The organism is Myxococcus sp. CA051A (assembly GCF_013336705.1).
In the GTDB taxonomy this organism is placed as follows: domain Bacteria; phylum Myxococcota; class Myxococcia; order Myxococcales; family Myxococcaceae; genus Myxococcus; species Myxococcus llanfairpwllgwyngyllgogerychwyrndrobwllllantysiliogogogochensis.
Genome location: NZ_JABUMS010000024.1, coordinates 1 through 23,114 on the forward strand (window position 1 = coordinate 1; position 23,114 = coordinate 23,114).

24 protein-coding genes are annotated in these 23,114 nt (G+C 69.0%); 5 read left to right on the forward strand and 19 right to left on the reverse strand.

Translation table 11 applies throughout. The annotated features are described in order from the left end of the window. Nucleotides 1-432: hypothetical protein (locus tag HUA74_RS45255; protein WP_217443694.1), on the forward strand; the 432-nt coding region annotated here is incomplete at its 5' end. Between the two features lie 534 nt (nucleotides 433-966). On the opposite strand, the gene gmk is transcribed toward HUA74_RS45255, so the two are convergent. Next, entirely contained in the window at nucleotides 967-1,596 is a 630-nt protein-coding gene (gmk, locus tag HUA74_RS40320) for a guanylate kinase (RefSeq protein ID WP_141648437.1), read from the reverse strand. After that, nucleotides 1,593-2,471, reverse strand: a complete 879-nt coding sequence (locus HUA74_RS40325; protein WP_174458850.1) for a YicC/YloC family endoribonuclease — start codon at nucleotides 2,469-2,471, stop codon at nucleotides 1,593-1,595. The genes gmk and HUA74_RS40325 overlap by 4 nt, the downstream gene beginning before the upstream one ends. Nucleotides 2,472-2,554: 83 nt before the next feature. Between HUA74_RS40325 and HUA74_RS40330 the strand changes: the two genes are divergently transcribed. Further along, nucleotides 2,555-3,664 carry a glycosyltransferase family 9 protein gene (locus HUA74_RS40330; protein WP_174458851.1) on the forward strand — a complete coding sequence of 370 codons (1,110 nt, stop codon included), beginning with the start codon at nucleotides 2,555-2,557 and terminating at the stop codon, nucleotides 3,662-3,664. Here HUA74_RS40330 and HUA74_RS40335 read toward each other — a convergent pair. The 10 genes from HUA74_RS40335 to HUA74_RS40380 all read right to left on the reverse strand — a co-directional run bounded on the left by HUA74_RS40335 (nucleotide 3,639) and on the right by HUA74_RS40380 (nucleotide 15,047). After that, nucleotides 3,639-3,830: a Trm112 family protein gene (locus HUA74_RS40335; protein WP_174458849.1), complete on the reverse strand. Its 192-nt coding sequence runs from the start codon at nucleotides 3,828-3,830 to the stop codon at nucleotides 3,639-3,641. The two genes, HUA74_RS40330 and HUA74_RS40335, sit on opposite strands and share 26 nt — an antisense overlap. Nucleotides 3,831-3,833: 3 nt before the next feature. Further along, nucleotides 3,834-4,322, reverse strand: coding sequence for an adenylyltransferase/cytidyltransferase family protein (locus HUA74_RS40340; protein ID WP_141648433.1), 489 nt, complete (start codon nucleotides 4,320-4,322; stop codon nucleotides 3,834-3,836). Next, nucleotides 4,319-5,332: a bifunctional heptose 7-phosphate kinase/heptose 1-phosphate adenyltransferase gene (locus tag HUA74_RS40345; protein ID WP_141648432.1), complete on the reverse strand. Its 1,014-nt coding sequence runs from the start codon at nucleotides 5,330-5,332 to the stop codon at nucleotides 4,319-4,321. The genes HUA74_RS40340 and HUA74_RS40345 overlap by 4 nt, the downstream gene beginning before the upstream one ends. A gap of 31 nt (nucleotides 5,333-5,363) precedes the next feature. Beyond that, complete coding sequence (lpxK, locus tag HUA74_RS40350) at nucleotides 5,364-6,521, reverse strand: tetraacyldisaccharide 4'-kinase (RefSeq protein WP_217443695.1); 1,158 nt, start codon at nucleotides 6,519-6,521, stop codon at nucleotides 5,364-5,366. Nucleotides 6,522-6,644: 123 nt separating this feature from the next. After that, nucleotides 6,645-7,679: a glycosyltransferase gene (locus HUA74_RS40355; RefSeq protein ID WP_141648430.1), complete on the reverse strand. Its 1,035-nt coding sequence runs from the start codon at nucleotides 7,677-7,679 to the stop codon at nucleotides 6,645-6,647. 4 nt (nucleotides 7,680-7,683) lie between these two features. Further along, nucleotides 7,684-8,691: a glycosyltransferase family 4 protein gene (locus tag HUA74_RS40360; protein WP_174458852.1), complete on the reverse strand. Its 1,008-nt coding sequence runs from the start codon at nucleotides 8,689-8,691 to the stop codon at nucleotides 7,684-7,686. Next, entirely contained in the window at nucleotides 8,688-9,971 is a 1,284-nt protein-coding gene (locus HUA74_RS40365; RefSeq protein WP_174458853.1) for a 3-deoxy-D-manno-octulosonic acid transferase, read from the reverse strand. The genes HUA74_RS40360 and HUA74_RS40365 overlap by 4 nt, the downstream gene beginning before the upstream one ends. A 21-nt stretch (nucleotides 9,972-9,992) precedes the next feature. Next, nucleotides 9,993-11,162, reverse strand: coding sequence for a PHP domain-containing protein (locus HUA74_RS40370; RefSeq protein ID WP_174458854.1), 1,170 nt, complete (start codon nucleotides 11,160-11,162; stop codon nucleotides 9,993-9,995). 213 nt (nucleotides 11,163-11,375) lie between these two features. Continuing rightward, nucleotides 11,376-13,160, reverse strand: coding sequence for an ABC transporter ATP-binding protein (locus HUA74_RS40375; RefSeq protein WP_174458855.1), 1,785 nt, complete (start codon nucleotides 13,158-13,160; stop codon nucleotides 11,376-11,378). Between the two features lie 3 nt (nucleotides 13,161-13,163). Next, nucleotides 13,164-15,047 (reverse strand): DUF4388 domain-containing protein, encoded by a 1,884-nt coding sequence (locus tag HUA74_RS40380; protein ID WP_141648309.1) that lies wholly within the window; start codon nucleotides 15,045-15,047, stop codon nucleotides 13,164-13,166. A 60-nt stretch (nucleotides 15,048-15,107) separates the two neighbouring features. Between HUA74_RS40380 and lpxB the strand changes: the two genes are divergently transcribed. From lpxB to HUA74_RS40395, 3 genes are read left to right on the forward strand one after another with little or no spacing between them, the layout of a single operon-like run. After that, on the forward strand, nucleotides 15,108-16,259 hold the full coding sequence (gene lpxB, locus HUA74_RS40385) for a lipid-A-disaccharide synthase (protein WP_174458856.1): 1,152 nt from the start codon (nucleotides 15,108-15,110) through the stop codon (nucleotides 16,257-16,259). Nucleotides 16,260-16,276: 17 nt separating this feature from the next. Continuing rightward, nucleotides 16,277-16,981 carry a polyprenol monophosphomannose synthase gene (locus tag HUA74_RS40390; protein ID WP_141648307.1) on the forward strand — a complete coding sequence of 235 codons (705 nt, stop codon included), beginning with the start codon at nucleotides 16,277-16,279 and terminating at the stop codon, nucleotides 16,979-16,981. 19 nt (nucleotides 16,982-17,000) lie between these two features. Next, the gene (locus HUA74_RS40395) at nucleotides 17,001-17,627 is read left to right on the forward strand and encodes a MarC family protein (protein ID WP_141648311.1); all 627 of its coding nucleotides are present in this window, start codon (nucleotides 17,001-17,003) and stop codon (nucleotides 17,625-17,627) included. A 1-nt stretch (nucleotide 17,628) separates the two neighbouring features. Here HUA74_RS40395 and HUA74_RS40400 read toward each other — a convergent pair whose 3' ends face one another. From HUA74_RS40400 to HUA74_RS40430, 7 genes are all read right to left on the reverse strand, one after another. Then, nucleotides 17,629-18,087 (reverse strand): hypothetical protein, encoded by a 459-nt coding sequence (locus HUA74_RS40400; RefSeq protein WP_174458857.1) that lies wholly within the window; start codon nucleotides 18,085-18,087, stop codon nucleotides 17,629-17,631. Between the two features lie 32 nt (nucleotides 18,088-18,119). Beyond that, the gene (locus HUA74_RS40405; protein ID WP_174458858.1) at nucleotides 18,120-19,145 is read right to left on the reverse strand and encodes an OmpA family protein; all 1,026 of its coding nucleotides are present in this window, start codon (nucleotides 19,143-19,145) and stop codon (nucleotides 18,120-18,122) included. Between the two features lie 212 nt (nucleotides 19,146-19,357). Continuing rightward, nucleotides 19,358-20,185 (reverse strand): LpxI family protein, encoded by an 828-nt coding sequence (locus tag HUA74_RS40410; RefSeq protein WP_174458859.1) that lies wholly within the window; start codon nucleotides 20,183-20,185, stop codon nucleotides 19,358-19,360. A 9-nt stretch (nucleotides 20,186-20,194) separates the two neighbouring features. Beyond that, nucleotides 20,195-20,971 carry an acyl-ACP--UDP-N-acetylglucosamine O-acyltransferase gene (gene lpxA, locus HUA74_RS40415; protein WP_141648303.1) on the reverse strand — a complete coding sequence of 259 codons (777 nt, stop codon included), beginning with the start codon at nucleotides 20,969-20,971 and terminating at the stop codon, nucleotides 20,195-20,197. Between the two features lie 29 nt (nucleotides 20,972-21,000). Continuing rightward, on the reverse strand, nucleotides 21,001-21,468 hold the full coding sequence (gene fabZ / locus HUA74_RS40420) for a 3-hydroxyacyl-ACP dehydratase FabZ (RefSeq protein ID WP_141648302.1): 468 nt from the start codon (nucleotides 21,466-21,468) through the stop codon (nucleotides 21,001-21,003). Beyond that, nucleotides 21,468-22,532 carry a UDP-3-O-(3-hydroxymyristoyl)glucosamine N-acyltransferase gene (gene lpxD / locus HUA74_RS40425; protein WP_141648301.1) on the reverse strand — a complete coding sequence of 355 codons (1,065 nt, stop codon included), beginning with the start codon at nucleotides 22,530-22,532 and terminating at the stop codon, nucleotides 21,468-21,470. Before lpxD ends, fabZ begins: the two co-directional genes overlap by 1 nt. Before the next feature lie 10 nt (nucleotides 22,533-22,542). Then, nucleotides 22,543-23,103 carry an OmpH family outer membrane protein gene (locus HUA74_RS40430; protein WP_141648300.1) on the reverse strand — a complete coding sequence of 187 codons (561 nt, stop codon included), beginning with the start codon at nucleotides 23,101-23,103 and terminating at the stop codon, nucleotides 22,543-22,545. Nucleotides 23,104-23,114: the final 11 nt, after the last annotated feature.

Genomic DNA, 23,114 nt, shown 5'->3' on the forward strand with positions numbered 1-23,114 from the left:
TGCGCTTCTCAGCGCTCCCTTGCTGGTGCCTTCTCAAAGATTGACTGCGGTTTCCGCAATCCTTCTCTTCTTCTTGGGCTTGCTATTTGGTTTTCAAAGACCGAGCCGCTTGTTTCATCCGCGACTTTTTGCTACTTTGTTTCCGTCTGCTGCTCGCCGCTTCCTGCCGGCGGGTCGCATCTTTTATTCAGGTCCGCGTCAGCTGTCAACTTCGCTTTGCGTCCCTTTCGGCGTCCTCCGAAGTCTTCAGCGCCGCCCAGTGGCTTCCGCTGTTTTCTTCGCGAGGGGCGCGGCTTCTATCTCTCCGCCGCATCCCGTGTCAACCGTTGCTTCGTTGACTCCCTCGCCGCCTCCGCCCTGCTGCTTCCGGGCTTCTTCGTCGGGGTCGCGGCTTCTACCACCGCCGCATCTTCTGTCAACTCGCCTCGCTGACCGCCGTATTTCCAATGTCGTTCTGAATCCACACGCCGAAGTGCTTCGCGCCAGTGCGCGGGCTTCGTCATGAGGGGCGCGGCTTCTACCACCGCCGCATCCAGAGTCAAACCGTTTCCGAGCCCCACCCCACCGTCAGCCCCAGCTCCAGTGCCGTCTCGCACGAGACGACCTCCAACCCCACCACCGCGACGCCCACCGGACCACTTCCTGCTGGCTGACCATCTATGGAGCGCTCCGGAGAATGTCAACTCGTGGTCACGAGCCGCTCCGGACACTCGAAATCCCACGAAGGCCCCATCCAGGGAATCCTTCAGGGACCCACGGTCCTATTCTGCGTGGTTCAGAGAACCCCAGCGCCATGCGCGCTGATTCCGAGACTGTTGCTGACGGAATCCACGGCTGCCTGCTCGTCGCGGAGGGCTTTTGGCCGCCCGCGCCTCGCCGTGAGGTGGGCGGCTTATCCACCAAGCGAAGGGACGGCGCAAGAAGTTTGCTGATTGTCACTTCAGCACCCTTCCCTGCCCCCTGCGCTCAGCTCCCTACGCCCAGCTTCAACCTCGAGACGTCCACCCGGCCACGACGACACCCCTCGGCCACCACCACCGCGCGCAGCTCGCTGTACGCGCGCTCGAAGTCATCGTTCACGACGATGTAGTCGTAGGAGGCGATTCCCCGCTCCATCTCCGAGCGAGCCGCCAGCATCCGGCGGCGAATCGTCTCATCGGAGTCCGTCTGCCTGTCCCGCAGCCGGCGCTCCAGCTCATCCATGGAGGGCGGGAGCACGAAGATGGTGACCGCGTCGGGGTGCTTGCGCTTGATGGCCTGCCCGCCCTGGACGTCGATGTCGAAGATGGCCACGCCCCGACGGGCGCGCGCGACATCCACCGTCGACTGGGGGCTGCCGTAGAAGTGGTTGTGGACCTCCGCCCACTCCACGAACTCGCCCCGTTCGATCTTCTCCTGGAAGGTGGCCACGTCCACGAAGTGGTAGTCCACCCCTTCCTGCTCCTTGCCTCGAGGGCGGCGCGTCGTGACGCTGATGGAGAAGTTCGCCTGCGGCGTCTCCTTGAGGAGCCGATGGGCAAGGGTGGTCTTCCCGGCCCCAGAGGGCGCGGAGAGGACGAGCAGTAGACCGGGCTGAAGGATGGTGGGTTCGCTCATTCGACGTTCTGCACCTGTTCGCGGATGCGCTCGACCTCGGCCTTCATCGAGACCACGCGCGCGGAGATCTCCGTGTGCTGGCTCTTGGAACCGGTCGTGTTCACCTCGCGGTGCATCTCCTGCACAAGAAAATCCATGCGACGGCCAGCGGGCTCGGTGCTCGCCATGAGGGCGCGGAACTGCTCGAGGTGACTCGCCAGGCGCGTGACTTCCTCGGCGATGTCCGTGCGCTCGGCGAAGAGCGCCACTTCCTGCGCCAACCTCTGCGGGTCCACCGCGACGCCCCGCGCGAGTTCCGCCACGCGCTCCGTGAGTCGCTGCTGGTAGTCGTGCACCGCGCGGGGAGCGAGGTGGGCCACTTCGCGGCTCCAGCCCTCAATCAACTTCAGTCGCGCATCCAGGTCGACGTAGATCGCCTCGCCCTCGACGAGCCTCATCTTCTCCAGGGCTCCGAGCGCCTGCTCCAGCGCCTCCGTCACCGCGGGCGTCGCCGACTCCAAATTCACGCCCTTCTCCTCCAGGCGCACGACGCCCTGCTGGTTGGCCACCTGGGACCAGGCCACGTCCGCCGGGAGACCCAGCTCCTTGGCCAGCTCCCGGAAGGTGCGCAGGTACTCGCGCGCCAGGTTCAGGTCCACCGTGGGCACTGTTCCCGTCGTCGTGGAGGACTGCCGCTTCACCAGCAGCTCCACCGAGCCACGTGCCAGCCGGTCCTTCACCTGCTTCGTGACGCTCGGCTCCAGCGAGGTGAGCTCTCGAGGAAGCCTCGCCTTCACCTCGCAGAACTTGTGATTGAGGGAGCGCAACTCCACGGAGACTTCTTCGTCCCCCACGCGCGCACGGCCCGCGCCAAACCCGGTCATGCTCTTCAGCATTGGGCGGTTGCTAGGGGCTTTCCGTCCGCAGGTCAAGCAGCGTGCTTGCACGCCTTTCAGTTCTGTGTAGGGTCCGCGCCGCGATGGCCTGGCACAAGCGGCTCGAGTTGTGGGCGAAGCTGGCGCTGGCGCTCGTGGCGTCCGTGTTGTTCTGGCGCCCCGGCCGCCGGCTCCGTCCCGGAAGTTCCCTCCCCGTCCCCCGGAAGGTGCTGCTCGTGCGGCCCGACAACCGCGTGGGCGAGGCGCTCCTCACCACCCCCCTCATGCGCACCCTCAAGGCCCATGTGCACCCGGTCCCCGAGGTGCACGTGCTGGTTCATGCCAAGGTGGCCCGCGTCCTGGCGCGGCACCCCGACGCGGACCAGGTCATCGCGTTCGACCGCCGGCGACTCTGGATGGGCCCCCTGGCCCCGGGCATCCGAGCCCTGCGCCGCGCGGGCTATGACCTGGTGGTCGACTGCGCCAACTGGGAAGCCCCCTCCGTGACGAGCGCCCTCGTGGCACGCCTCGCCGGCCCGCGCGCCGTGGTCATCGGGCCGAGCGTCTGGCCCGTGACTCGCCTCCACTCCCTGTCCGTCCCGGCCCGCGACGACAGCAGAAGCGAGGCGCTTCAGCGAACCCACCTGCTGACCCCTGTCACGGGCGGAACCCTGTCGCGGGGACTCTCCTTCCGCGAACCCACCATCAGCGCCCCGTTCCGTGCGTTCCTGGAAACGGACGCCACCACGCCCCGCGCTGTCATCAACCCGGGTGGCCGCCTGGGCCCTCGGCGCATTCCTCCCGAGGCCTTCGCCGCCGCGGCTCGCGCGCTCCTCGAAATCGGCCGCGTTCCCATCGTCACGTGGGGACCTGGCGAAGAGGAGCTTGCCCGCGCCGTGGTGGCGGCCGCGCCCGGCTCGCGGCTCGCACCCGCCACCAACCTGGATGAGCTCGCCGCGCTCATGCGAGCCGCCGGACTCACCATCTGCAACAACACCGGGCCCATGCACCTGTCGGTGTCCGTGGGCGCTCCGACGCTGGCGTACTTCCTCCGCATGGACATGGAGCGGTGGGGCCATGCGTATGCCCCGCACCGGATGGTCGACCTCACCAGTCTCGTCGATGGCGCGGGAGGCGAGGGGCTCGAGGCTCGTGCAGCCGAAGAGGCCCGCACCTTCGCGGCACAGCTCACTCGTCAGGCGCGTCCCACCTAGACATCCGCTCCTGGAGGAGGTGGGGCACTCCCTCTTCCACGGGCCACTCGCACCGACACCGGGGACAGCGGGCCTTCACCTGCTCTTCGTACGAGAGCACCGTGAGAGGCCCCTTGCACTGGGGACAGCCCAGCAGCGCCATCAACCCCTCATCCAGCGCGGGCATGTCCTACTTCGCGCTCTCACGGCCGAGCCGGCGCGCCAGCTCCGTGGTGCTGTGGTCCTTCGGGTCTCCCGACACCGCCGTACGCCCACCGTAGGCACGCACTTCGTCGCCCTCGGGGATGCTGTCCGGCGTGTAGTCCGTCCCCTTCACATGCACATCCGGCTTCAGCGCTCGAATGATGACGCGCACGTTCGGCTCGTCGAAGACGATGACCCGGTCCGTACAGGCGAGCGCGGCGACCAGCTCCGCACGCTCGCCCTCGGGAATGTGTGGCCGTCCAGGCCCCTTGTACGCCCGCGTCGAGGCGTCCGAGTTCACCGCCACCACCAGCACATCCGCCAGCTCGCGGGCGCCTTCCAGATAGCGCACGTGGCCCACATGCAAGAGGTCGAACACGCCGTTGGCGAGCGCCACCGTGCGGCCCTCGGCCTTCCAGCGCGCCCTCGCCTCCACCACCTGCTCGAGCGACTGAATCTTCTCCAAGGTGCTCATCGCGTGCTCCGCAGCTCCGCCAGCAGTTCGTCCCGGGACACCGTCGCGGTGCCCGACTTCTGCACCACCATGGAACCGGCCACGTTCGCCAGTCGCGCCGCTTCCCCGAACGAGGCTCCGGCCGCCAGTGCCAGCGAGAATGTCGCAATCACCGTGTCGCCCGCCCCCGTCACGTCCACCGCCGCCTTCGCGCCATGCACCGGGATGAGGTCCACCCCACCGTCCGCGTCGAAGAGCGCCATGCCGTGCCGCCCCCGAGTCACCAGCAGCGCACGACACCCCAGCCTGCGCACCGCCTCATGCCCCGCCGCCAGCAAGTCCTCCTGCGAGCGCACGGGACGCCCCGCCAACGCCTCCAGCTCCGGCTCGTTCGGCTTGCACACCGTCAGCCCCGAGAACGACGACAGCGCATAGCGACTGTCCACGCACACCGGCAGCCCATCCGCCGCCAGCTTCCGCAGCACGGCGCGCACCTCGTCGCTCAGCACTCCCGCGCCGTAGTCCGAAACGACCACCGCGTCCGCGTCCTTCGCGGCCTCCGCCACGTGCTTCGCCAGGGCCTTGCGCACGCTCGGAGGGAGCGAGGAGCGCTGGCCACGGTCCAGGCGCAGCATCTGCTGGCGCGTCGTGCTCACGCCGCCCGCGAGGATGCGGGTCTTCGTCTCCGTCGCCAGACCGCGTCCACCCACCGCGTGCAGGCGCACCCCTGACTCGGAGAACAGGCGACGCAGCTCGCGCCCCATCTCATCCGCGCCCAACATTCCGACGGCCGTCACCTGCCCCGTCAACGCACGGACATTGGCCGCCACGTTCGCCCCGCCGCCCAGCTTCACCTCGGCGGACTCGTAGCGGACGATGAGCACCGGGGCCTCGCGGCTCACCCGGTCCGTCTGCCCGTAGATGTAATGGTCTGCGACCAGGTCCCCCACCAGCAACACCCTGCGGCGCGCGAACGCGTGCGGCAGGCGAGAGGGCGGAGGCGACGAGCGAACGGGCGAGACTGCGGCCATGGCGGCGGTTTGTCCCACAGCCCTCCTCGTCTCACAAGTCGGCAGATGCACCCGACAAGCCAAGCGCTCGACGCAGATGGGACTCGCCCTCCAGCACGTCCACCCCCAGCCGCACCTTCCAGGCCGAGAACCCCACGGGCAGACGCACCGCGTCCTTCTCCGTCGTCACAACCTTCACCGCTCCCAGCTTCGCGGCTCGAGCTTCCACGCCACGAAGCTCGTCCGCGGTGAAGCGGTGGTGGTCCGGAAAAAGGGCCGCATCCAGGACCTCCACGCCGAGGGACCTCAGGGTCTTCAGGAAGCCCCCCGGCCGACCGAGCCCCGCCAGCGCCAGCACCCCCTGGCCACTCAGTGCAGCTGTCGGATGGAGCCCTCCAGAAGGGTCCACCCAGGCCGAAGGTCCATAGCGTGCGCGGACGCGGGGGATTCCTTCTCCCTCCGCAGGCAACCCCAGGGCCCGTGCGTCGAACGGTGCTCGGGGTGCCTCACCTGCACGCGAGACAATGGGGGACGCCGTGGCACATGGGGGCGTCGACGTGCGGACCCAGAGCAACGTGGCGCGCCGGAGAGAAGAAGCCGGCTCTCGCAGCGGCCCCCTTGGCAACATGTGGCCATTGCCGAGTCCCACGGCTTCGTCCACCACGACGAGGTTCTCGTCCCGGGCGAGCCGCCGGTGTTGGAAGCCGTCGTCGAGCAGCACCGTGTCCAGGCCGTAGTCGTCTCTCGCGCGCCAAGCGCTGGAGACACGGTCCGCGTTCACGAAGATCCTCACACTCGGGCAGCGGCTCGCGAGCAGCAACGGCTCGTCCCCCGCGTCCTCCACCGGAGGCAATGACTCCGCCCCCGTGAAGGTAAAGGGCTCTTGTGAGCGACGCCCATAACCTCGCGTGAGGATGCCCACCTTGCGGCCCTCGCGCACCAGCAACTCCGCGAGGTGAAGCACCGCGGGCGTCTTCCCCGTGCCTCCCACGTTGAGGTTGCCCACGGAGATGACGCGGAGGCCCTCCACTCGCTCGGCGCGAAGCATGCCCAGGTCATACAGCGCGCCTCGCAAGCGCACCGCCGCGGCATAGGTCCATGACAACGCGGTGAGAGGGGACAGCAAGGCTCGTCGTCCCCAGTGCTCGGGCGACGGCGGATAGAACACCCGCTCGATGGCGGTGGGAGACTCGGGAGCCTGAGCGCTCAAGACCTGGAGGCTCCGCACAAGGCGTGTCCCGACACGAATCGCCGGGCATCTTCGAGGGTCAGCATGCGCCCGCTACGCTATCAGCCCGAGCCATCACGTACGACCCGACACGTCAGCGCGGGCTCACCGAGCGCGCGTGCTCGCCACCTGTGCATACAACGCGAGGACATCGGCGGCGATGCTCGCATTCGTCGGATGCGCCACGGGGGCCCGTTGCCCCGACAGTGACGCGGCCACCACCGCCTCGGGCGTCGGCTCGACGACACGTGCATCCGCCAGCTCAGGCAGCGCGCCCTCTTCCACCGCCACGACTCGCACACCACACGCCCGGGCTTGAGCCGCCGCTCTCGCACTCCAGTCGTTCCCGAGCCCCAGGAGCCAGACCTCGTCCAAGGCCCTCAACCACCGCGCGAAGTCTTCTCCTTGCTGGTAGCCCGTGAACACCACCGCATCCGTCAGCCCCAGCGACGCCACCTGACTCCGCGTCGCCTCCAGCAACGCGCCATCCCCCACCAGGACGAACCGCGCATCCGGCCGCTGCTCGCGGTAGAGCGCGAAGGCCTCCACCCCAACGGCGTGCCGTCGCGACGGCTGGAACGTGGAGACCATCCCCACCAGGGGCGCGCCCTTCAGTCCCAACTCGCGCCTAGACGCCTCGCGGTCCGACTCAGGGCGAAAGCGCGGGTCCACCAACGCGGGAAGCACCCGAGCCGTCCTTCCTCGCTCCAACAAGCGAGGCAAGAGCGAACTCGCCGGCACCGTGTACGCATCCGCCGCGGGCAACGAGGAGCGGATGGAGCGCGGTGCATGGAGCGAACGAACCAACACCGCCCCCTGGGGCCGTCCCCATCTCGCCAGGAAGTGGTCATGGCTGAAGTGCGAGTGCACCACGTCCACTCGCCGCGCACGCAGCCGGCGCAAATCACTCCACACCCGCCAGGGCGGAGACTTCACCGACAACTCGAGCCCCTCGTCATCCAGCAGGCCCAGCGCTCGCAGCCGAGGCACCGCGGGCTCCTCCGCCGGCATCTCCTTGCGCCGACGGTCGACCGCCACCGTCACCTCGTGCCCGGCCTCCCGCTGCGCCAGCGCGAGCAACGCGACGTTCTCCGCCGGACCACTGAAGAAGGGGCTCGCCAACAGGTGGAGGATTCGCATCCGACTACCGCCCGACCAGCGTGCGATACAGCGCTTCCAGCGCGTGCGCCTCGTGCTCCACGCCGCACCGACGACGTGCCTCCTCGGCCGCGTTGCGCCCCACTTCGCGCGCCCGCTCGGGCTCTCGCATCAGCATGTCCAGCAGCTCGCGCAACGCCTTCACGTCCCCTGGCTCGAAGAAGAAGCCCGTCCGGCCATGCTCGATGAGCGTGTCCAGATACGGCAACTTCGACGCCACCACGCAACAACCGGACGCCATCGCCTCCACGTGCACCAGCGAGTACCCCTCCGCATAGGACGGGTGCACCAGCACTGTCAGCCCTCGATACCAGGGCTCGATGACCGACTGCTCTCCGGCCAACGACACGCGGGGCTCGATGCCCCCACGCAAGCCGTTCACCCAGTCCAGGTCCGCGCCCTTCGCCAACCCCACCAGCACCGCCTGCCACTCGGGGTGCTCGGGCAGCAACGGGCGCACCGCCTCGAGGAAGTCGCCCTGCCCCTTCTCCTTGCGGATGCGGCCAATGACGCCCACCCCGAACCGTCCGCCCTGCCCCAGCTTCTCCCACGCCGCCGCCCGGTCCTCCGGTGGATGGAAGCGCGTCAGGTCGATGCCATGCGAAATGACGGTCGACGGGAGCGCGATGACCTCCGCCACCTGCCGCGTCAACGACACCAGCGCATCCGCGCCTCGCGCGATGAAGCGCGTGAAGCCGCTGGGCGCCACCGACGTGTGCCGCGTGAAGACCAGCCGCACCTGCCGACCCACCAGCTTCAGCAACATCCCCGCGAGCAGCTCGTTGTTCCGGTGGGCATGCCACACCACCGGCTCGGAGCGCGCCCGACGCAACAGCTCCGGCCAGGTGATTCGCGGCAGCCCGTCGCTCAGCCCAGAGCCGATGACTCGCGTCTCCGAGCCCGTGTCCTTCACCAACGCGGGGACCACCGACTCGACGTGGCGCGTGACGCCCGTGTACCGATTGTGGAAATGCGGGTGGACGATGAGCGTCATCGCGGCCCGGCCCTCCCATGGGGAAAGAGCGTCGTCATCGCCTCGGCGTTGCGCTCACTCGCGCCGGAAATCCGCCCCACCGTCTCCAAGGCCCGCGCACCCAGCTCCTCGACTCGACCCGGCTCTTCCAGCAACTCCGCGAGCCTCGCGTACAGCGCCTCCGCGTCCGCCACCAGGATGCCTCCCTGCCCCGCGAGCACCGCCACGCTGTCCTTGAAGTTGTCCATGTGCGGACCGAACAACACCGGCTTCCCCTGCCCCGCCGGCTCCAGGATGTTCTGCCCGCCCCGCTTCGTGAACGAGCCGCCCACGAAGACCACCGTCGCCAGCCGGTACGCCCGCGACAGCTCGCCAATGGTGTCCAGCACCACCACCTGCGCTCGCTCGGGATTCCCCTGGGAGCGAAGGCCGACACCCAGTCCCGCCTCCCGCGCCAGAGCCACGACGCGCCCAGCCCGGTCCACATACCTGGGCGCAATCACCAGCCGCAGGTCCGGCCACCGCGCGAGCAGCCGCCGATAGACGCCGAGCAGCACGTCCTCCTCGCCCTCGTGAGTGCTGCCGGCAATCCACACCCGCGCGTCCACCGGAAGCCCGAGCGCCTCGCGCAACACGCCGTCTTCCGCCGCCGGCCCCGAAGCCAGTGAGTCGAACTTCGTGTTCCCCGTCACCCGCACCCAGTCCGGCCGCGCGCCGAGACTCCGCGCCCGCTGCGCCTCATCCTCCTGGCGCATCAACATCAGGTCGAAGTCCTTCAGCGGATTGCCGATGAGCCGGAACAACCAGCGGTAGCGCTCCACGTTCGCCGGAGAAAAACGGCCGTTGGTCATCACCACGCGCGCCCCACCGCGCTTCGCCGCGCGAATGAGGTTGGGCCACACCTCCGTGTACTCCAGCACCAACACGTCCGGCCGGAGCGCCTTCACCGCCCGGCGCGTCGCGCCCCACAAGTCATAGGGCGCGTACACCACCCCATCGATGTCCTTGGCGAGCCGGCCCGTCGCCATCGCATGGCCACTGTCCGTCATCGTCGACAGGATGAGCTGGCAGCCCGGGAAGCGAGCCCGCAAGGGACCAAACATGGGGGACAGCGCCAGCAGGTCTCCCGCGCTCGCACCGTGCAACCACACCACGGGCCCGTCACCTCGCGGGGGCAGCGAGCCTCGCCCGTAGAACCCCAGCCGCTGCCACAGGCCATGACGCGTCTTCCGGTGCACGCAGAGCACCGGGAAGAGCAGCGGGAAGAGAAGATACGTAGCGAGGATGTACAGGAGTCGCATGGACGGCTCCCCGGCCCTCTATCAGATGCCAGGCCCCCGAGGCAGTACACGCACGGGGCTCGGGACAATCCACGGTCGCCACTCGGAGCCAAAGAAGCGCCCAGGCCCCTTCACCCACACCTCCACCCGCACCACGCCCGGCCCCGTCAGCTCCACCGAGGTCCCGTCCTGCCCCAGGCGGCCTTCTCCCCACACCTCGACCCGGACCGTGTCCACGTCCGGAATGCCAGGCAGGCGCACGCTCAGCACGTCCCCCACCCGAGCATCCCTGCGCTCCGGGTCCACCCCTTCCAGCGCGAAGCCCTCGGGTTCCCCCAGGGCGCGGAAGGAACACAGGGCCCCCCCACCTCGCAGCGCCCCCGTCACCAGCGCCGCCGCCGCCTTCGCATCCGAGGGCAGGGGCGCGGGGACCTGCGCTGGCGGCAGGTACATCGCGAGGGAGCGAAACACGGACTCGTAGGACGGCAGGCCGTGGGCATCGTGCGCGCAGAACGCGAGCTGGGGCTGCTCGCGCGCGAGTTCCATGAAGCGCTCCCCGGGCTCGGGCTCCGGCGCCACGAGCACCATCACCCCGTGCATCGGGTTCGCCAGATAGGCGCCCACCGCTGGGAGCAACCGGCTCATCGGATTGCGCATCGCGTGCCGGAAGAAGGTGTCCGCGGAGTACAGCTCGAAGCCCTTCGCCTGACTCGCGCTCTCCGCGTCGGTCCATGGGTTGTGACGCTGCACCGGGTGCGCGAGCACCGTCGTCCCTCCCGCCGCGTGCACGGCGCGCACAGCCTCGCCCGAGGGCATCCACCGCTGCATGCCTTCCAACGGTCGCTCCATGCCAAAGGCGATCAGGTGTCCCGCCGACGTGGAGATCTCCACGCCTGGGACCAGCAACACTCCGTCCACCCACGTGGGCGCCGGCGGGGTGAAGTCGTTGTGGTCCGTGAGCAGCACGAAGTCGAGACCGGCCGCCTTCGCCGCGCGCGCCACCGCCAGGGGACTGCCCCGTCCGTCCGAGCGCGTGGTGTGCACGTGGAACGCGCCTCGGACCCACCTCGGCGCGCCCTCCTTTGGCGGAACCACCGGGTACGTCGCGTACGAGGCGGGCAACGCGAAGAAGCCGCAGAGCCCCAGCACCAACAAGATCAGGCCCGCCAGTGCCTGGACGGCCTTGCCCGCGCCCTTGCGAAGTCGCCTCATCCTCGGTACCGCCCGAGCACTTCGTCCCGTGCCCACATGACCATCCCCGCTGCCTCGCGAGGCTGGCTCGTTTCCGCCTCGGTCCGAGCGTGCCACAGGACGGAGTACTGCCCGGCACTCGCCTGGCCCTGCGCGGGACGCCTACGGCGCGGGTTCATCCTCGCCACCGACCGAGCCCGGGACACGTGACGCCGCTTACGACCCGCGTCCCGCTCACGCGGCGCCTCGCTCGACAGGTCCCTCCGTCTGCATCCGCCACAGTGCCGCGTAGCGCCCACCCTTCTGGAGCAGCTCCGCGTGCGTGCCACTCTCCACCGCGCGGCCCGCTTCCATGACGTGGAGCACGTCCGCGTTCACCACCGTCGACAACCGGTGCGCGATGACCAGGGCCGTGCGTCCCGGAAGCACCGCCGCCAGCGCGGCCTGCACTTCACGCTCGCTCTCCGGGTCCAGACTGCTCGTGGCCTCGTCCAGCACCAGTACCCGCGCACGCGCCAACACCGCTCGCGCGATACACAGTCGCTGCCGTTGCCCACCGCTCAGCGTCACGCCCCGCTCACCGATTCGCGTGTCGTAGCCCTGAGGCAAGGCCCGGATGAAACCGTCCGCGTTCGCGACCCTCGCCGCTGCCTCCACGTCTTCGCGCGTGGCATCCGGCCTCGCATAACGCAGGTTCTCCAACACCGAGCCCTGGAACAACAGCGGCTCCTGCGTCACCAGCGCGAGCTGCTCGCGAAGACTCGCCGCCGTGTACCGGTCCATGTCCACGCCATCCAGCAACAGGCGCCCCGCTTGGGGTCGCTCGAAGCGCAGCAGCAGCGTCGTCACCGTGCTCTTGCCGCCCCCACTGCCCCCCACCAACGCGGTCACCTGGCCCGCCTTCAGCTCCAGTGTCACCCCATCCAGCGCGGGGCGGTCACCGTAGGAAAAGCGCACGTCTTCCAGGCGAATGGACTCCGACAGGGGCGGCGCCGGCACCGCGTCCGGCGCGTCCAGCACCGGGTGCTTCAAATCCAGCAGCGCGAACAACCGCTCACCCGCGGCCCCCGCCTGCATCGCGAACTGCGTCACCCGGCCCAGGTCCTTCACGGGCTGGTACACCAGGATGACCGCCGTCAGCAGCGAGAGCAGGGCCTCCGGCTCCATCAGTCGAGCACCCGCCGCGTAGGCCAACGCGCCCGCCAGCGCCGCTGCCGCCAGGACCTCCATCACCCCCGGCACCGCGCCTCGCGCCCACGCCGCGCCCACCACCGCGTCCTCGTGCGCCTTCGCGTGCGACGCGAAACGCGCCAGCTCCGCCGACTGCCCGTTGAAGGCCTGAATCGTCCGCAGCCCGCCCAGCCCCTCGTGGAGTTGACCCGCCAGATGCCCCAACTGCGTCTGCCCCTCGCGCGTGCCCTTCAGCACCTTGCGCGTCAGCTTGGACGCGGGCAGCGCCGCCAGTGGAATCACCACCAGCATCAGCCCACCCAACAACGGACTCATCGACAGCGCCACGCCCGCCAGGATGATGACCTGAAGACTGTCGCGCAGGTACGAGCCCACCGTGTACATCGCCGCCGCCTCCACCGCCGTGACGTCCGAGGTGAACCGGCTGAGCAGGTCACCCTGCCGCTGTCGCGCGAGCTGCGCGGGAGACAACGACGTGAGCTTCATGAAGAGCTCGCGCCGCACATCCCTCACCACCCGCTGCGCGAACAGGCCCATGAAATAGAACTGGCCCAGGTACCCCACGCCCTTCACCACCCCCACCACCACCATCAGCAGCGGGAAGCCCCACAGCGCCGCGTCGCGCGGCAGGCTCGACAGCCACGGCACGCTGTTCGCCCCGGAGAAGCCGTCCTCGCCCCCCGACAACAAGAAGCGCAGCGCGGGCCCCGTGAGGTACGCGTACGCCCCCGTCGTCACCCCCACCAGCGCCATGCACACGAACGCCACCACGAGCACCGCCACATGCGGGCGCGCGTAGCGCAACAGTCGCAACAGTGTCCGCCGCATTCCCTACCGTCCCACCTTGCGCAACGCCGCCTTGGCCAGCTGCGAGTACGGGTTGTACTCCAGCACCTTCAGCAGCTTCTTTCGCGCCAGCGGCGCGTCCCCGAGGTCCGTGTCGATGATGGCCGCGATGATGTGCAGCCGCTCCACATACGGCCCCAATGACAGCGCCTTCTTCAAGACCTTCTGCGCCTTCTGCGCCCGCTGGACCAGGGGACCGCCCGCCGCCTGGTACGTCGCCCAGGCAAGGAAGGAGTAGTACTCCGGCTCGCGCGGGTTGAGCGACACCGCTTCCTCGAATGCATGCATCGCCGAGAGGAAGTCGCGACGCTTCAGCGCGGACTCGCCCCGGCGCAGCGCAATCTCCGCGTCCACCACCACCGCCGTGTTCCGCCCCACGTCCAGCTTGCTGAACAGGTACTGGAGATACGCCTTGCGCTTCTCCTCCACGCTCAGCACCCGGTACGACGCGGACAGCTTCTCCTGCACCGAGTCCAGCAGGTCCTTCAGGTCGGAGATGTCGAACTCGGCATACGTGTCCGGATGAAAGCGCATCGCCGTCTCGTGGTACGCGCGCTCCACCGCCTCCGCGTCCGCCGCGATGTCCAACCCCAGGCTGCCAAAGTAGCTGCGGGTGATGATGCGCACCGCCTCCTCACGCAGCGACGCACCCGTCGCCACCGGCAACGACTTGCGCTTGCGAGGCCCTATCCGGTCCGGCACCACCACCGCCGACAGCACGTCCGCCCCCGTCGCCACCGGCGTGGGCGAGAAGGTCACTCCCCCCGTCAGCTTCAGGAACCACAGGAGCGAGTACGCCGCGCGCAGCTCGCCCCGGCCATGCGCGAGCAGCTCCTTCAGGACGATGCGGCCATTGACCTGCATGGCGATCTTGATGTCGTCCGTGTCCAGCGCCATGGCCTGCAGGTCCCGGCCAAAGTCGGACGAGCGCACCGGGTACTCCCCCAGGTTCGCCCGCAGCGACGCCGCCATCACCTTCAACGGAAAGCAGCGCCTCGCCCCCTCGAGCACCTGCGCCAGCGGCGGCAGGTCCACCGAGGCGACCTCCGTCGTGAACTCGTCGCCCGAGTAGAAGGCATACCGGCCCTCGCGCATGCCCAGCACCCGCGCGAGGTTGTCGCGCGTGTAGTCGCGCAGCAGCTGCGACAGCTCCTCGCCCGCCGCCTCCACCCCCGCGTCCGCCAGCGCCGCGCCGATGCGCAGCCCGGACGCCAGCGCCTCCACCACCCGCTCCGCCTGCGCGGCCGTCGCCAGCGTGCGCGCGACGAGGTAGCGCGGAAGTGAGTCCTCCTTCGCCGACGAGTCGAAGCTCACCGGCCCACCGCGCAGGAAGTACACCCGCCGACTCAGGCCTCGGTGCGCCGCCACCAGCACACCATCCCGGCGCAGCCGGTGGATGGAGTGCAGGAGCGAGGGCAGTGGATAGCCCTTCAAGTCACCGCTGTTCACCGCCGGACGCGACAGCGTGGCCGAAAGCCCCGTCAGCGGCACCGCCTGCGCCGCGCGCACCAGCGACTCCAGCCGAGGCACCAGCTCGCCCGGCTTGAGCGGGTCCGCCACGTACGCGTTCACCTTGAGGTCCAGCACCGAGGCCACACCCCGCGCCCGGCCCAGGTGGCCCTTGTCGATGGCGACAATCGGCACGCGCCCGCCCTGGCTGTGCCCTCGGATGAGGTGCACCACGTGCGAGCCTTCCACTCGGGGAAGGTCCACCGACAACACCATCACATCCGGGTTGTCCGCCGCGAAATGCTCCAGCACCGCGATAGGGTCATTCACCGCGCGCACGGAATACCCGGCCTGGGAGAGCAGACCCGTCAGGTGTTCGAGCGTGGGGGGATGGCTCTCGGCGAGCAGAAGCGTCTTCAAGGGTAGCGCAGTCTACACCTTCACCCTGGCTTGCATCAGGGTACGATGCGCCCCCCTCACATGACGCCCCCACCCCGAATCCTCGTCGTGGCAGGCGAGGCCTCCGGCGACGCACACGCCGCCGAACTCGTCGCCGCCCTCCAGGCCCGCCGCCCTGACCTCACCTTCTTTGGCATGGGAGGCTCGCGCCTGGCCGCTCGGGGGGTGGAGCTGCTCTTCGACGCTCGAGAGGTGTCCGTCATGGGCATCACCGAGGTCCTTCCCCGCATTCCCCGCATCCTCCAAATCCTCAAGGGGCTGGCGAACGCCGCCACGGAGCGACGCCCCGACGTCGCCATCCTCGTGGACATCCCGGACTTCAACCTGCGGCTGGCCGAGAAGCTCAAGGCCCAGGGCATCCCCGTCGCCTATTACATCTCGCCGATGATCTGGGCGTGGCGCCGGGGCCGGGTCCGCACCATCAAGCGGCTGGTGGACCGGATGCTGTGCATCCTCCCGTTCGAGGAGGACTTCTATCGCGAGGCCGGAGTGAGTGCCCGTTACGTGGGCAGCCCCGTCGTCGAGCAGGTCCCCGCCCCCGACACCGCCGTCGCCTTTCGCGAGCGGCTGGGCCTGGACAAGGACGCCCCCACGCTCGCGCTGCTACCGGGCAGCCGGATGAGTGAGATTCGCAGGCTCCTGCCGGCGATGGTGGCCGCGGCGAAGCGCCTGTCCGCCGAGCGCCCCGGGCTCCAAATCGTCGTCCCCGTGGCCCCCACCATCCCCCGCCAGGAAGTGCTCTCCCATTTCGAGGGCAGTGGCCTGAAGCCCGTGCTGGTGGATGGGCGTGCCCCGGAAGTCGTGGGCGCCAGCGACGCGGCGGTGGTGGCCTCCGGTACAGCCGTGTTGGAAGCAGGACTGATGCAGCGCCCCCTGGTCGTCATCTATCGGGTGTCGCTCATTACGTACTGGGTGGGCCGGCTGATGCTGAAGGTGGCCTTCGTGTCCCTCATCAACCTGCTGGCCGGCCGGCGCGTGGTGCCAGAGCTGCTCCAGGGCGAGATGACGCCCGAGCGAATCGCGGACGAGGTGCGCCGGGTGTGGACCCCCGGTGCGCCACGGGAGGAGATGTTGAAGGGGCTGGCGGAGGTGCGGGGGCGCCTGGGCGAGGCAGGAGCGGCCACCCGGGCGGCTGAGTCGGTGATGGAGCTACTGCCCCCGCGCGCCATTTAGGGTATGTCGGCCCGGCCATGAACCCTGCGCTGGTCTGCATCCCCACGTACAACGAGCGGGAAAACATCGAGGCCATCACCCTGGCGGTGCTCAAGGCCGACCCCCGCGTCGATATTCTCGTCGTCGACGACAACTCCCCCGACGGCACGGGGCAGATCGCCGACCAGCTCGCGGCGAAGGAGCCCCGGGTTCGCGTCCTGCACCGCGAAAAGAAGGAGGGCCTGGGTCGCGCGTACCTCGCCGCCTTCCGCTGGGCGCTGGCCGAGGGCTACACGTACATCCTGGAGATGGACGCGGACTTCAGCCATGACCCGCGCTACCTGCCCGGCCTGCTGGATGCCGCCGAGGCGGGCTCCGACCTGGTGCTGGGCTCGCGCTATGTCACCGGGGGCGGCACGGTGAACTGGGGCGTTGGCCGGCAGGTCATCAGCCGCGGCGGCAGCCTCTACGCCCGAACGATTCTGGGCGTGGGCGTCTCGGATTTGACGGGCGGCTTCAAGTGCTTCCACCGCCGGGTGCTGGAGGCCATCGACCTGGATGCCGTGCACAGCACCGGCTATGCGTTCCAGATTGAACTCACCTACCGCACGCTGAAGAACGGCTTCACCGTGCGAGAGATCCCCATCATCTTCGAGGACCGGCGTGTGGGACACTCGAAGATGAACAAGAAGATCTTCGCCGAAGCGCTCACCATGGTGTGGAAGCTGCGTCTCACGGTGTAGCGAAGAAGGGCGTGCGGTGATGAAGGCATACCTGGCGCAATTCCTCGTCGCCCTTCCGGCGATCTTCTTCGTCGTGGACCCCATCGGCGTGGTGCCGCTGTTCCTGGCGATGACGTCCGGCGACACGAAGGAGAAGATTCGCCGCACGGCGATGCGCGCGTGTCTGGTGGCGTGCGGGCTGATGACGTTCTTCGCCCTGTTCGGCACCATCATCTTCAAGGTGTTCGGCGTGTCGCTGGGGGCCTTCCGCGTCGCGGGCGGCATCCTCCTGCTCATCACCGCGTTGGACATGCTCCGCGCCCGGCCTTCCGCGACTCGCACCACGCCCACGGAGGAGCAGGAAGGCGCGGTGAAGGAAGACGTGGCCATCGTCCCGCTGGCCATTCCGCTCTTGTCCGGCCCCGGCGCCATCGCCACCGCCATGGTGCTGATGGCCCGAGGCAACTCCATGACCGCCACCCTGCCCGTGCTGGCGGCCATCATCCTCACCTTCGTGGCCAGCTACTTCATCCTGCGCGCCTCCGGCCTGGTGCAGCGGGTGCTGCGTCAGTCCGGGGTCGCCATCGTCGAGCGCGTCATGGGGCTCATCCTCGCCGCCATCGCCGTGCAGTTCATCGCGGATGGCGCCAAGGAGTTGATGAAGTAGCTCACTTGCCCGCGACCCACTGAGGGCCCGCGCGCTTCAGCGTGCCCTGGGGCGTGCCTTCCAGCGTGAGTTCGTCCGGACCGGAGCGGCGCGCGTCGTACGCGTAGCCCTCTCGCACTTCCTGCAGGTACACCACCACCGCGTCGAGGACGCTCTCCTGGACGACCTTGAAGGTGGCGTCGCCGCAGCGGGGCTCATCACCTTCGAAGAAGCGCTCCAGCATGGACTGCTCGGGGCGCCGCACGTACACCCGCACCGGGGTGGGCTCCTGCCGGCCCTGGGCGGCGATCTCCTCCACCACGCGCGACGGGGTCGGTTCCTTCAGCACGGATTGAATCAACGAGCACTTCTCCGCCTCCACCTCCCGCCTCACGGCGAGCGGCGCCTGATGCGCGCAGCCCGCCCCCGCCAGGAGCGTGACACCCACCACGCCCCAGGCCCACCGTTGGAATCGCTCCATCCCGTCGCCTCCTCGTTGCGTCGTCGCGTCCGCTACAGCTTCCGCCACCGCGGCGAGAAGGGCGCCCCGTCCAGCGTCGGGTCCTCCACCGCGATGATGTATTCGGCCCGGCGGTTGCCCGCCTCCGCCGTCTCGTCCGGAGTCCGCACCGCTGGCGACTCCTCCCCGAATCCCTCGTAGAAAATCGGAACCTTCAGCCCGCGCTGACGGAAGGCCGCGGCGATGCTCCGCGCCCGCTTGAGCGACAGCTCCCGGTTGTCCGCCGTGGCGCCCACCGTGTCCGTGTGCCCCAGGACGTACAGACGAACCGCCGCGAAGCGGCCGTATTTCGCCAGCGCCTCCGCGATCAACGCATGGCTCCTGTCCAGCTTGCCGCGCTCCGCGGCGGGAATGTCCGCGCGGCCCGAGGCGAAGCTCACCTCTTCGTGTGGAATGTCCACGCGCCAGGGAAAGAGGTCCACGCCCGTGTAGAAGTCCGATGTGTCGAAGGCTCGGAGGGAAATCTTCATCACCCGGCCCTCGGCGGGCGGCCAGCTCAACGAAAGCGGCGTGCCCGCCACCTCGCCCTTGAAGGGCACCTCGCCCTCGAAGGCCTTCTTTCCGGTGTCCATCAGCACCGTCAGCTCCACGTGGCCCGCGGGACGCGAGAGCTGGAAGCGAAGCTTGCGCCCCGCAACGTCCACGTCCTCCGGCCGCACGTCCAACCGCAGCGGCCCGTTGAGCTCCGTGTCGAGGGACAGCGGCATGCTGCCCGACTCGCCGTTGGGGAAGCGCACCACCAGCTCGCCTTCGTAATGAAAGCGGCCCTCGGGTTGCTCCAGCTCGATGCGCCGGGTGACACCCGGCTTCCCCCCGCCCTTCACCTCGACCACCTTCCCGTCGCCGCGCTTCAGCTTCACCTCGAAGCCCGCGATGGGCTCTTCGATGTGCACGAGCAATGCCGGGAGCTTCTCGCCCACCGCGGCCCGACCCTCCAGGGACACCCGGATGGCGTCCGCGAACGCGGGCAACGGGGTTGCGGCGACAAGACTGAGCACTAGCAGCAGGCGGGCATTCATGGCGCGGCGTCGACCTCCGGCGTCACGGGCCGCGCTGCAACAGCGGCCCGGATGGGTGGATTCCTCCGCGACAGGGTAGGCGGATGCTCCCTGCGAGCAAATGCTTCGCGAGCCAGACGCGAACAGCGCGACGGAATTCACCCGCGCGCGCCATGGACGCCGGCAGCCGGGGAGGCATGCTCCAGCTTCCTACCCGCTCTCCGGAGCCCGGCTCAGGGCACGCCGACGAGGGTGATGCCCGCGGCCCGCGCGCCCGCGAAGAGCTCCGGCGCGTCCAGCAGGACGGTGCGCCCCGCCTCCAGCGCCAGCACCTTCGCGCCCACTTCCTTCATCACTTCCAGCGTGCGGGGCCCGGCGGCGGGCAAATCAAAGCGCAGGTCCTGCTGCGGCTTGCAGCGCTTCACCACCACCGCGCCCGCACCACCCAGCAGACGACCTCCGCGACGGATGGCCTCGTCGGTGCCTTCCACGGCCTCCAGCGCCAGGACATGGCCCTGGTGCACCACCACCGTCTGGCCAACGTCCGCCTGCCCCAGCAGCACGGCGACCTCGCGCCCGAGCGCGACGTCCTGCTCCTGCGTCGCACTCAGGGGCGGTCCCGCCAGGTGTCCCGCTGGGCACAGCACCTCTCCCAGGAAGTCCGTGGGGGCGATGATGGTGATGCCGCGCGACTCGAAGTCCGCGGCCACCGCGCGCAGGAGCGCGTCATCCCGGAAGCTGCGCAGGCGGGAGATGATGCGCATGGCGCCCAGGTCCGGACGCGCGTCCTTCAGCGCCTTCACCCGGCCGATGCCACCCGCCATGGCCGCCTGCTTCACGGCCGCGGCCTGGAAGGCCTTCTGGATGCGGTTCACCTGCCCCACGCGCACCCAGGTGAGCGAGGCGACCTCGGAGGCCAGCGCCGGGTCTGTCTCTCCCCGGTGCGCCACGGCCACCACCTCCAGGCCCCGAGCCCGCGCCGCGCGCGCGAAGAGGAGCGGAAGCTGGCCGTTGCCCGCGATGAGACCAATCTTGTCGACGACGGGAGGCTCGCGCTCCATGTCCACGGACTAGCGCGTCAGCCCGCGCTTGCTCTGCGCGATGAAGTCCACGAGGTGGTCGACCTCGGGGTGGCCCGCCAGCTCCGTGCGCAGCCGCGCCAGCGCTTCCTGGAGCCCCAGCTTGGAGCGGAACAGGATGCGGTGGGCTTCCTTGATGCGCTCGATCTGCTCCTTGGAGAAGCCGCCGCGCTCCAGGCCCACGGTGTTCAGGCCCACCAGCTCCGCCCGGTCCCCCTGCGCCGTGGCATACGGGGGAATGTCCATGGTCACCATGGCGCCGCCGGAGATGAAGGCGAACCTGCCCAGGCGGGTGAACTGGTGCACCGCCGCCAGGCCGCTGATGATGACGTGGTCCTCCATCGTCACGTGGCCCGCGAGCGCGGACCCGTTGCCGATGCGACAGCCGTCTCCCACGATGCAGTCGTGGGCCACATGGCTGTTGGCCATGAAGAGGTTGCCGTTGCCGACCCGCGTCGCGCCGCCGCCGCCCGCCGTGCCCTTGTGCAGGGTGACGAACTCGCGAATCGTGTTGTCGTCGCCGAGCGTGAGCTCGGTGTCCTCACCCGCGTACTTCAAGTCCTGCGGGTCCGCTCCCACCGAGGAGAACTGGAAGATGCGGTTGCGCGCGCCGAGCGTGGTGCGGCCCTCGATGACGACGTGGGGCCCCACGCGGGAGCCCTCGCCAATCGTCACCTGGGGACCAATGACCGAGAAGGGTCCCACCTCGACCGTGTCGTGCAGACGCGCATCGGGATGAACCACCGCGGAGGGATGAACCTGAGCCATGTCGTTTCCTCTGCCTCGCCAGCTCGCGGTCAGGACGCCGCGCCCTCTGCCGCTCCAGCGTCCTTGTTCTTGTCCACCACGGTGGCCAGGAACTCGCCTTCGGCGACCTTCACTCCATCCACGGTCGCCGTGCCCTTCGTCTTCCACACGGCGCCCTTGTGTCGCAGCACCTCGATGAGGAGCTGCAGCCTGTCTCCCGGCACCACCGGCTTGCGGAAGCGCGCCCCGTCCACGCCCATCAGGTAGGTCACCTTCTGGGTCGGGTCCATGTTCTCGCTCTTATACGCAAGGATGGCCGAAGCCTGGGCGAGCGCCTCCAGGATGAGCACACCCGGCATCACCGGGTGCCCCGGGAAGTGACCGTTGAAGAAGGGCTCGTTGATGGTGACGTTCTTGTAGGCCGTGATCTTCTGGCCCGGAACAATCTCCACCACCCGGTCAATCAGGAGGAACGGATACCGATGCGGCAGCAGGTTCTGGATTTCTCCGATGTCCATCACTCCCCCTTCGCCTTCTCGAGCTGCTCCACCCTGCGGCGCAGGGCCCGCATTTCCTTGAGCAAGTCCGCGACCTGCCCCGACGCCGCGCTGGCACGCAGCCACTCGCGGTGGGCAATCGCCGGACTGCCACTCACCACCTGACCATCCGGGACGTCATGGGCCACGCCGGACTGGGCGCCGACCTTGGCCAGGTCACCCACGCGGATATGGCCCACCACGCCCACCTGCCCGGCCAGCACCACGCCGGTGCCAATCTCCGCCGAGCCAGACACGCCCGCCTGCGCGCAGATGAGCGACATGGGCCCCACGCGCACGTTGTGGGCGATCTGCACCAGGTTGTCGAGCTTGCTGCCTCGCCCCACCACCGTCTCGCCCACCGTCGCGCGGTCGATGCAGGTGCAGGCGCCCACTTCGACGTCGTCCTCGATGCGGACGTTGCCGACCTGGGGAATCTTGAAGTGCTCGGGCCCCTCTTCGCCCTCGGGATTGAAGGCGAAGCCAAAGCCGTCCGCGCCCACCACGCTCGCCGCATGGAGGATGACGCGGGAGCCGATGACACAGCGCTCGCGCACCGTGACGTTGGGATGCAGGACGCTGTCCTCTCCCACCGTGGCGTGCTCCCCCAGATAGGCACCGGGATACAGCACGCTGCGCGCGCCCACCCGGGCGCCCGCTTCCACGCACGCGCCCGCCAACACCGTGGCCTCCGGATGGACGGTGGCCTCCGGATGGACCCACGCGCCAGGACGGATGCCGGGCGCGGGGCGGGTGGCCGGATGGAACAATCGCAGCAGCTTCGCGTAGGCGAGGTGCGGGTTGGACACACGCACCAGCGAAAGACCCTCGCGGGGCGGGGCGTCACCGCCGACCAGCACGGCCGAAGCCTTGGAGGCCTCGAACTGGCGGCGGTAGCGCGTGTTTCCGTAGAAGGACACGTCTCCCGGGCCGGCTTCTTCAAGCCCGTTGAGTCCGTGGATGAGCTGCTCAGGGTCACCGAGAAGCTCTCCCCCGACATGGGCGGCGAGCTCCCCGAGCCGTCGGGGTGCGGGGGAGGTCTTCACGTGGAGCCGATTACTTCGTCGGGGCGTCCTTCGCCGCCGTCGTCTTCGTCGTCTTCGAGCCGTTGTAGGCGCGAATCACTTCGTTGGAGATGTCGTACTGGGCCTTGGCGAAGACGATGCCCGAGTCACGCTTGTCCAACACCATGCCCAGGTCGTCCCGCTGGGCGATGGACGCCACCACCTGGTCGATCTTGTTGATGATGGGCTCCATCTCCTGGCGCTCCTTGGTGGCGGCCTCGCCGCGGCTCTTCTCCCACTTCTGGGCGAGCACCATCACCTTGCGCTGCAGGTCCGCTTCCTTCTGGGCGCGGACGTCGGGAGTCATCGCGCTGGACTGCTTGTCCAGCGTCTCCTTCTCCGTGCGCAGAGCGGTCTGCTCCTTGTCGATTTCCTTCTGCTTCTCCTCCAGCCACTTCTGGAGGCGGGCCTTGGCGGCCTTGCCGTCATCCACCTCGAGCAGGACGCGCTGGAGGTCCACGTAGGCGACCTTCAGGTCGGCGGCCGAGGCGGCCACCGGCAGGGCAAGCGACAGGACGGCGGCCATGGCCGCGACAGTGGTGCGAAGCGACATGTTCAACAGCT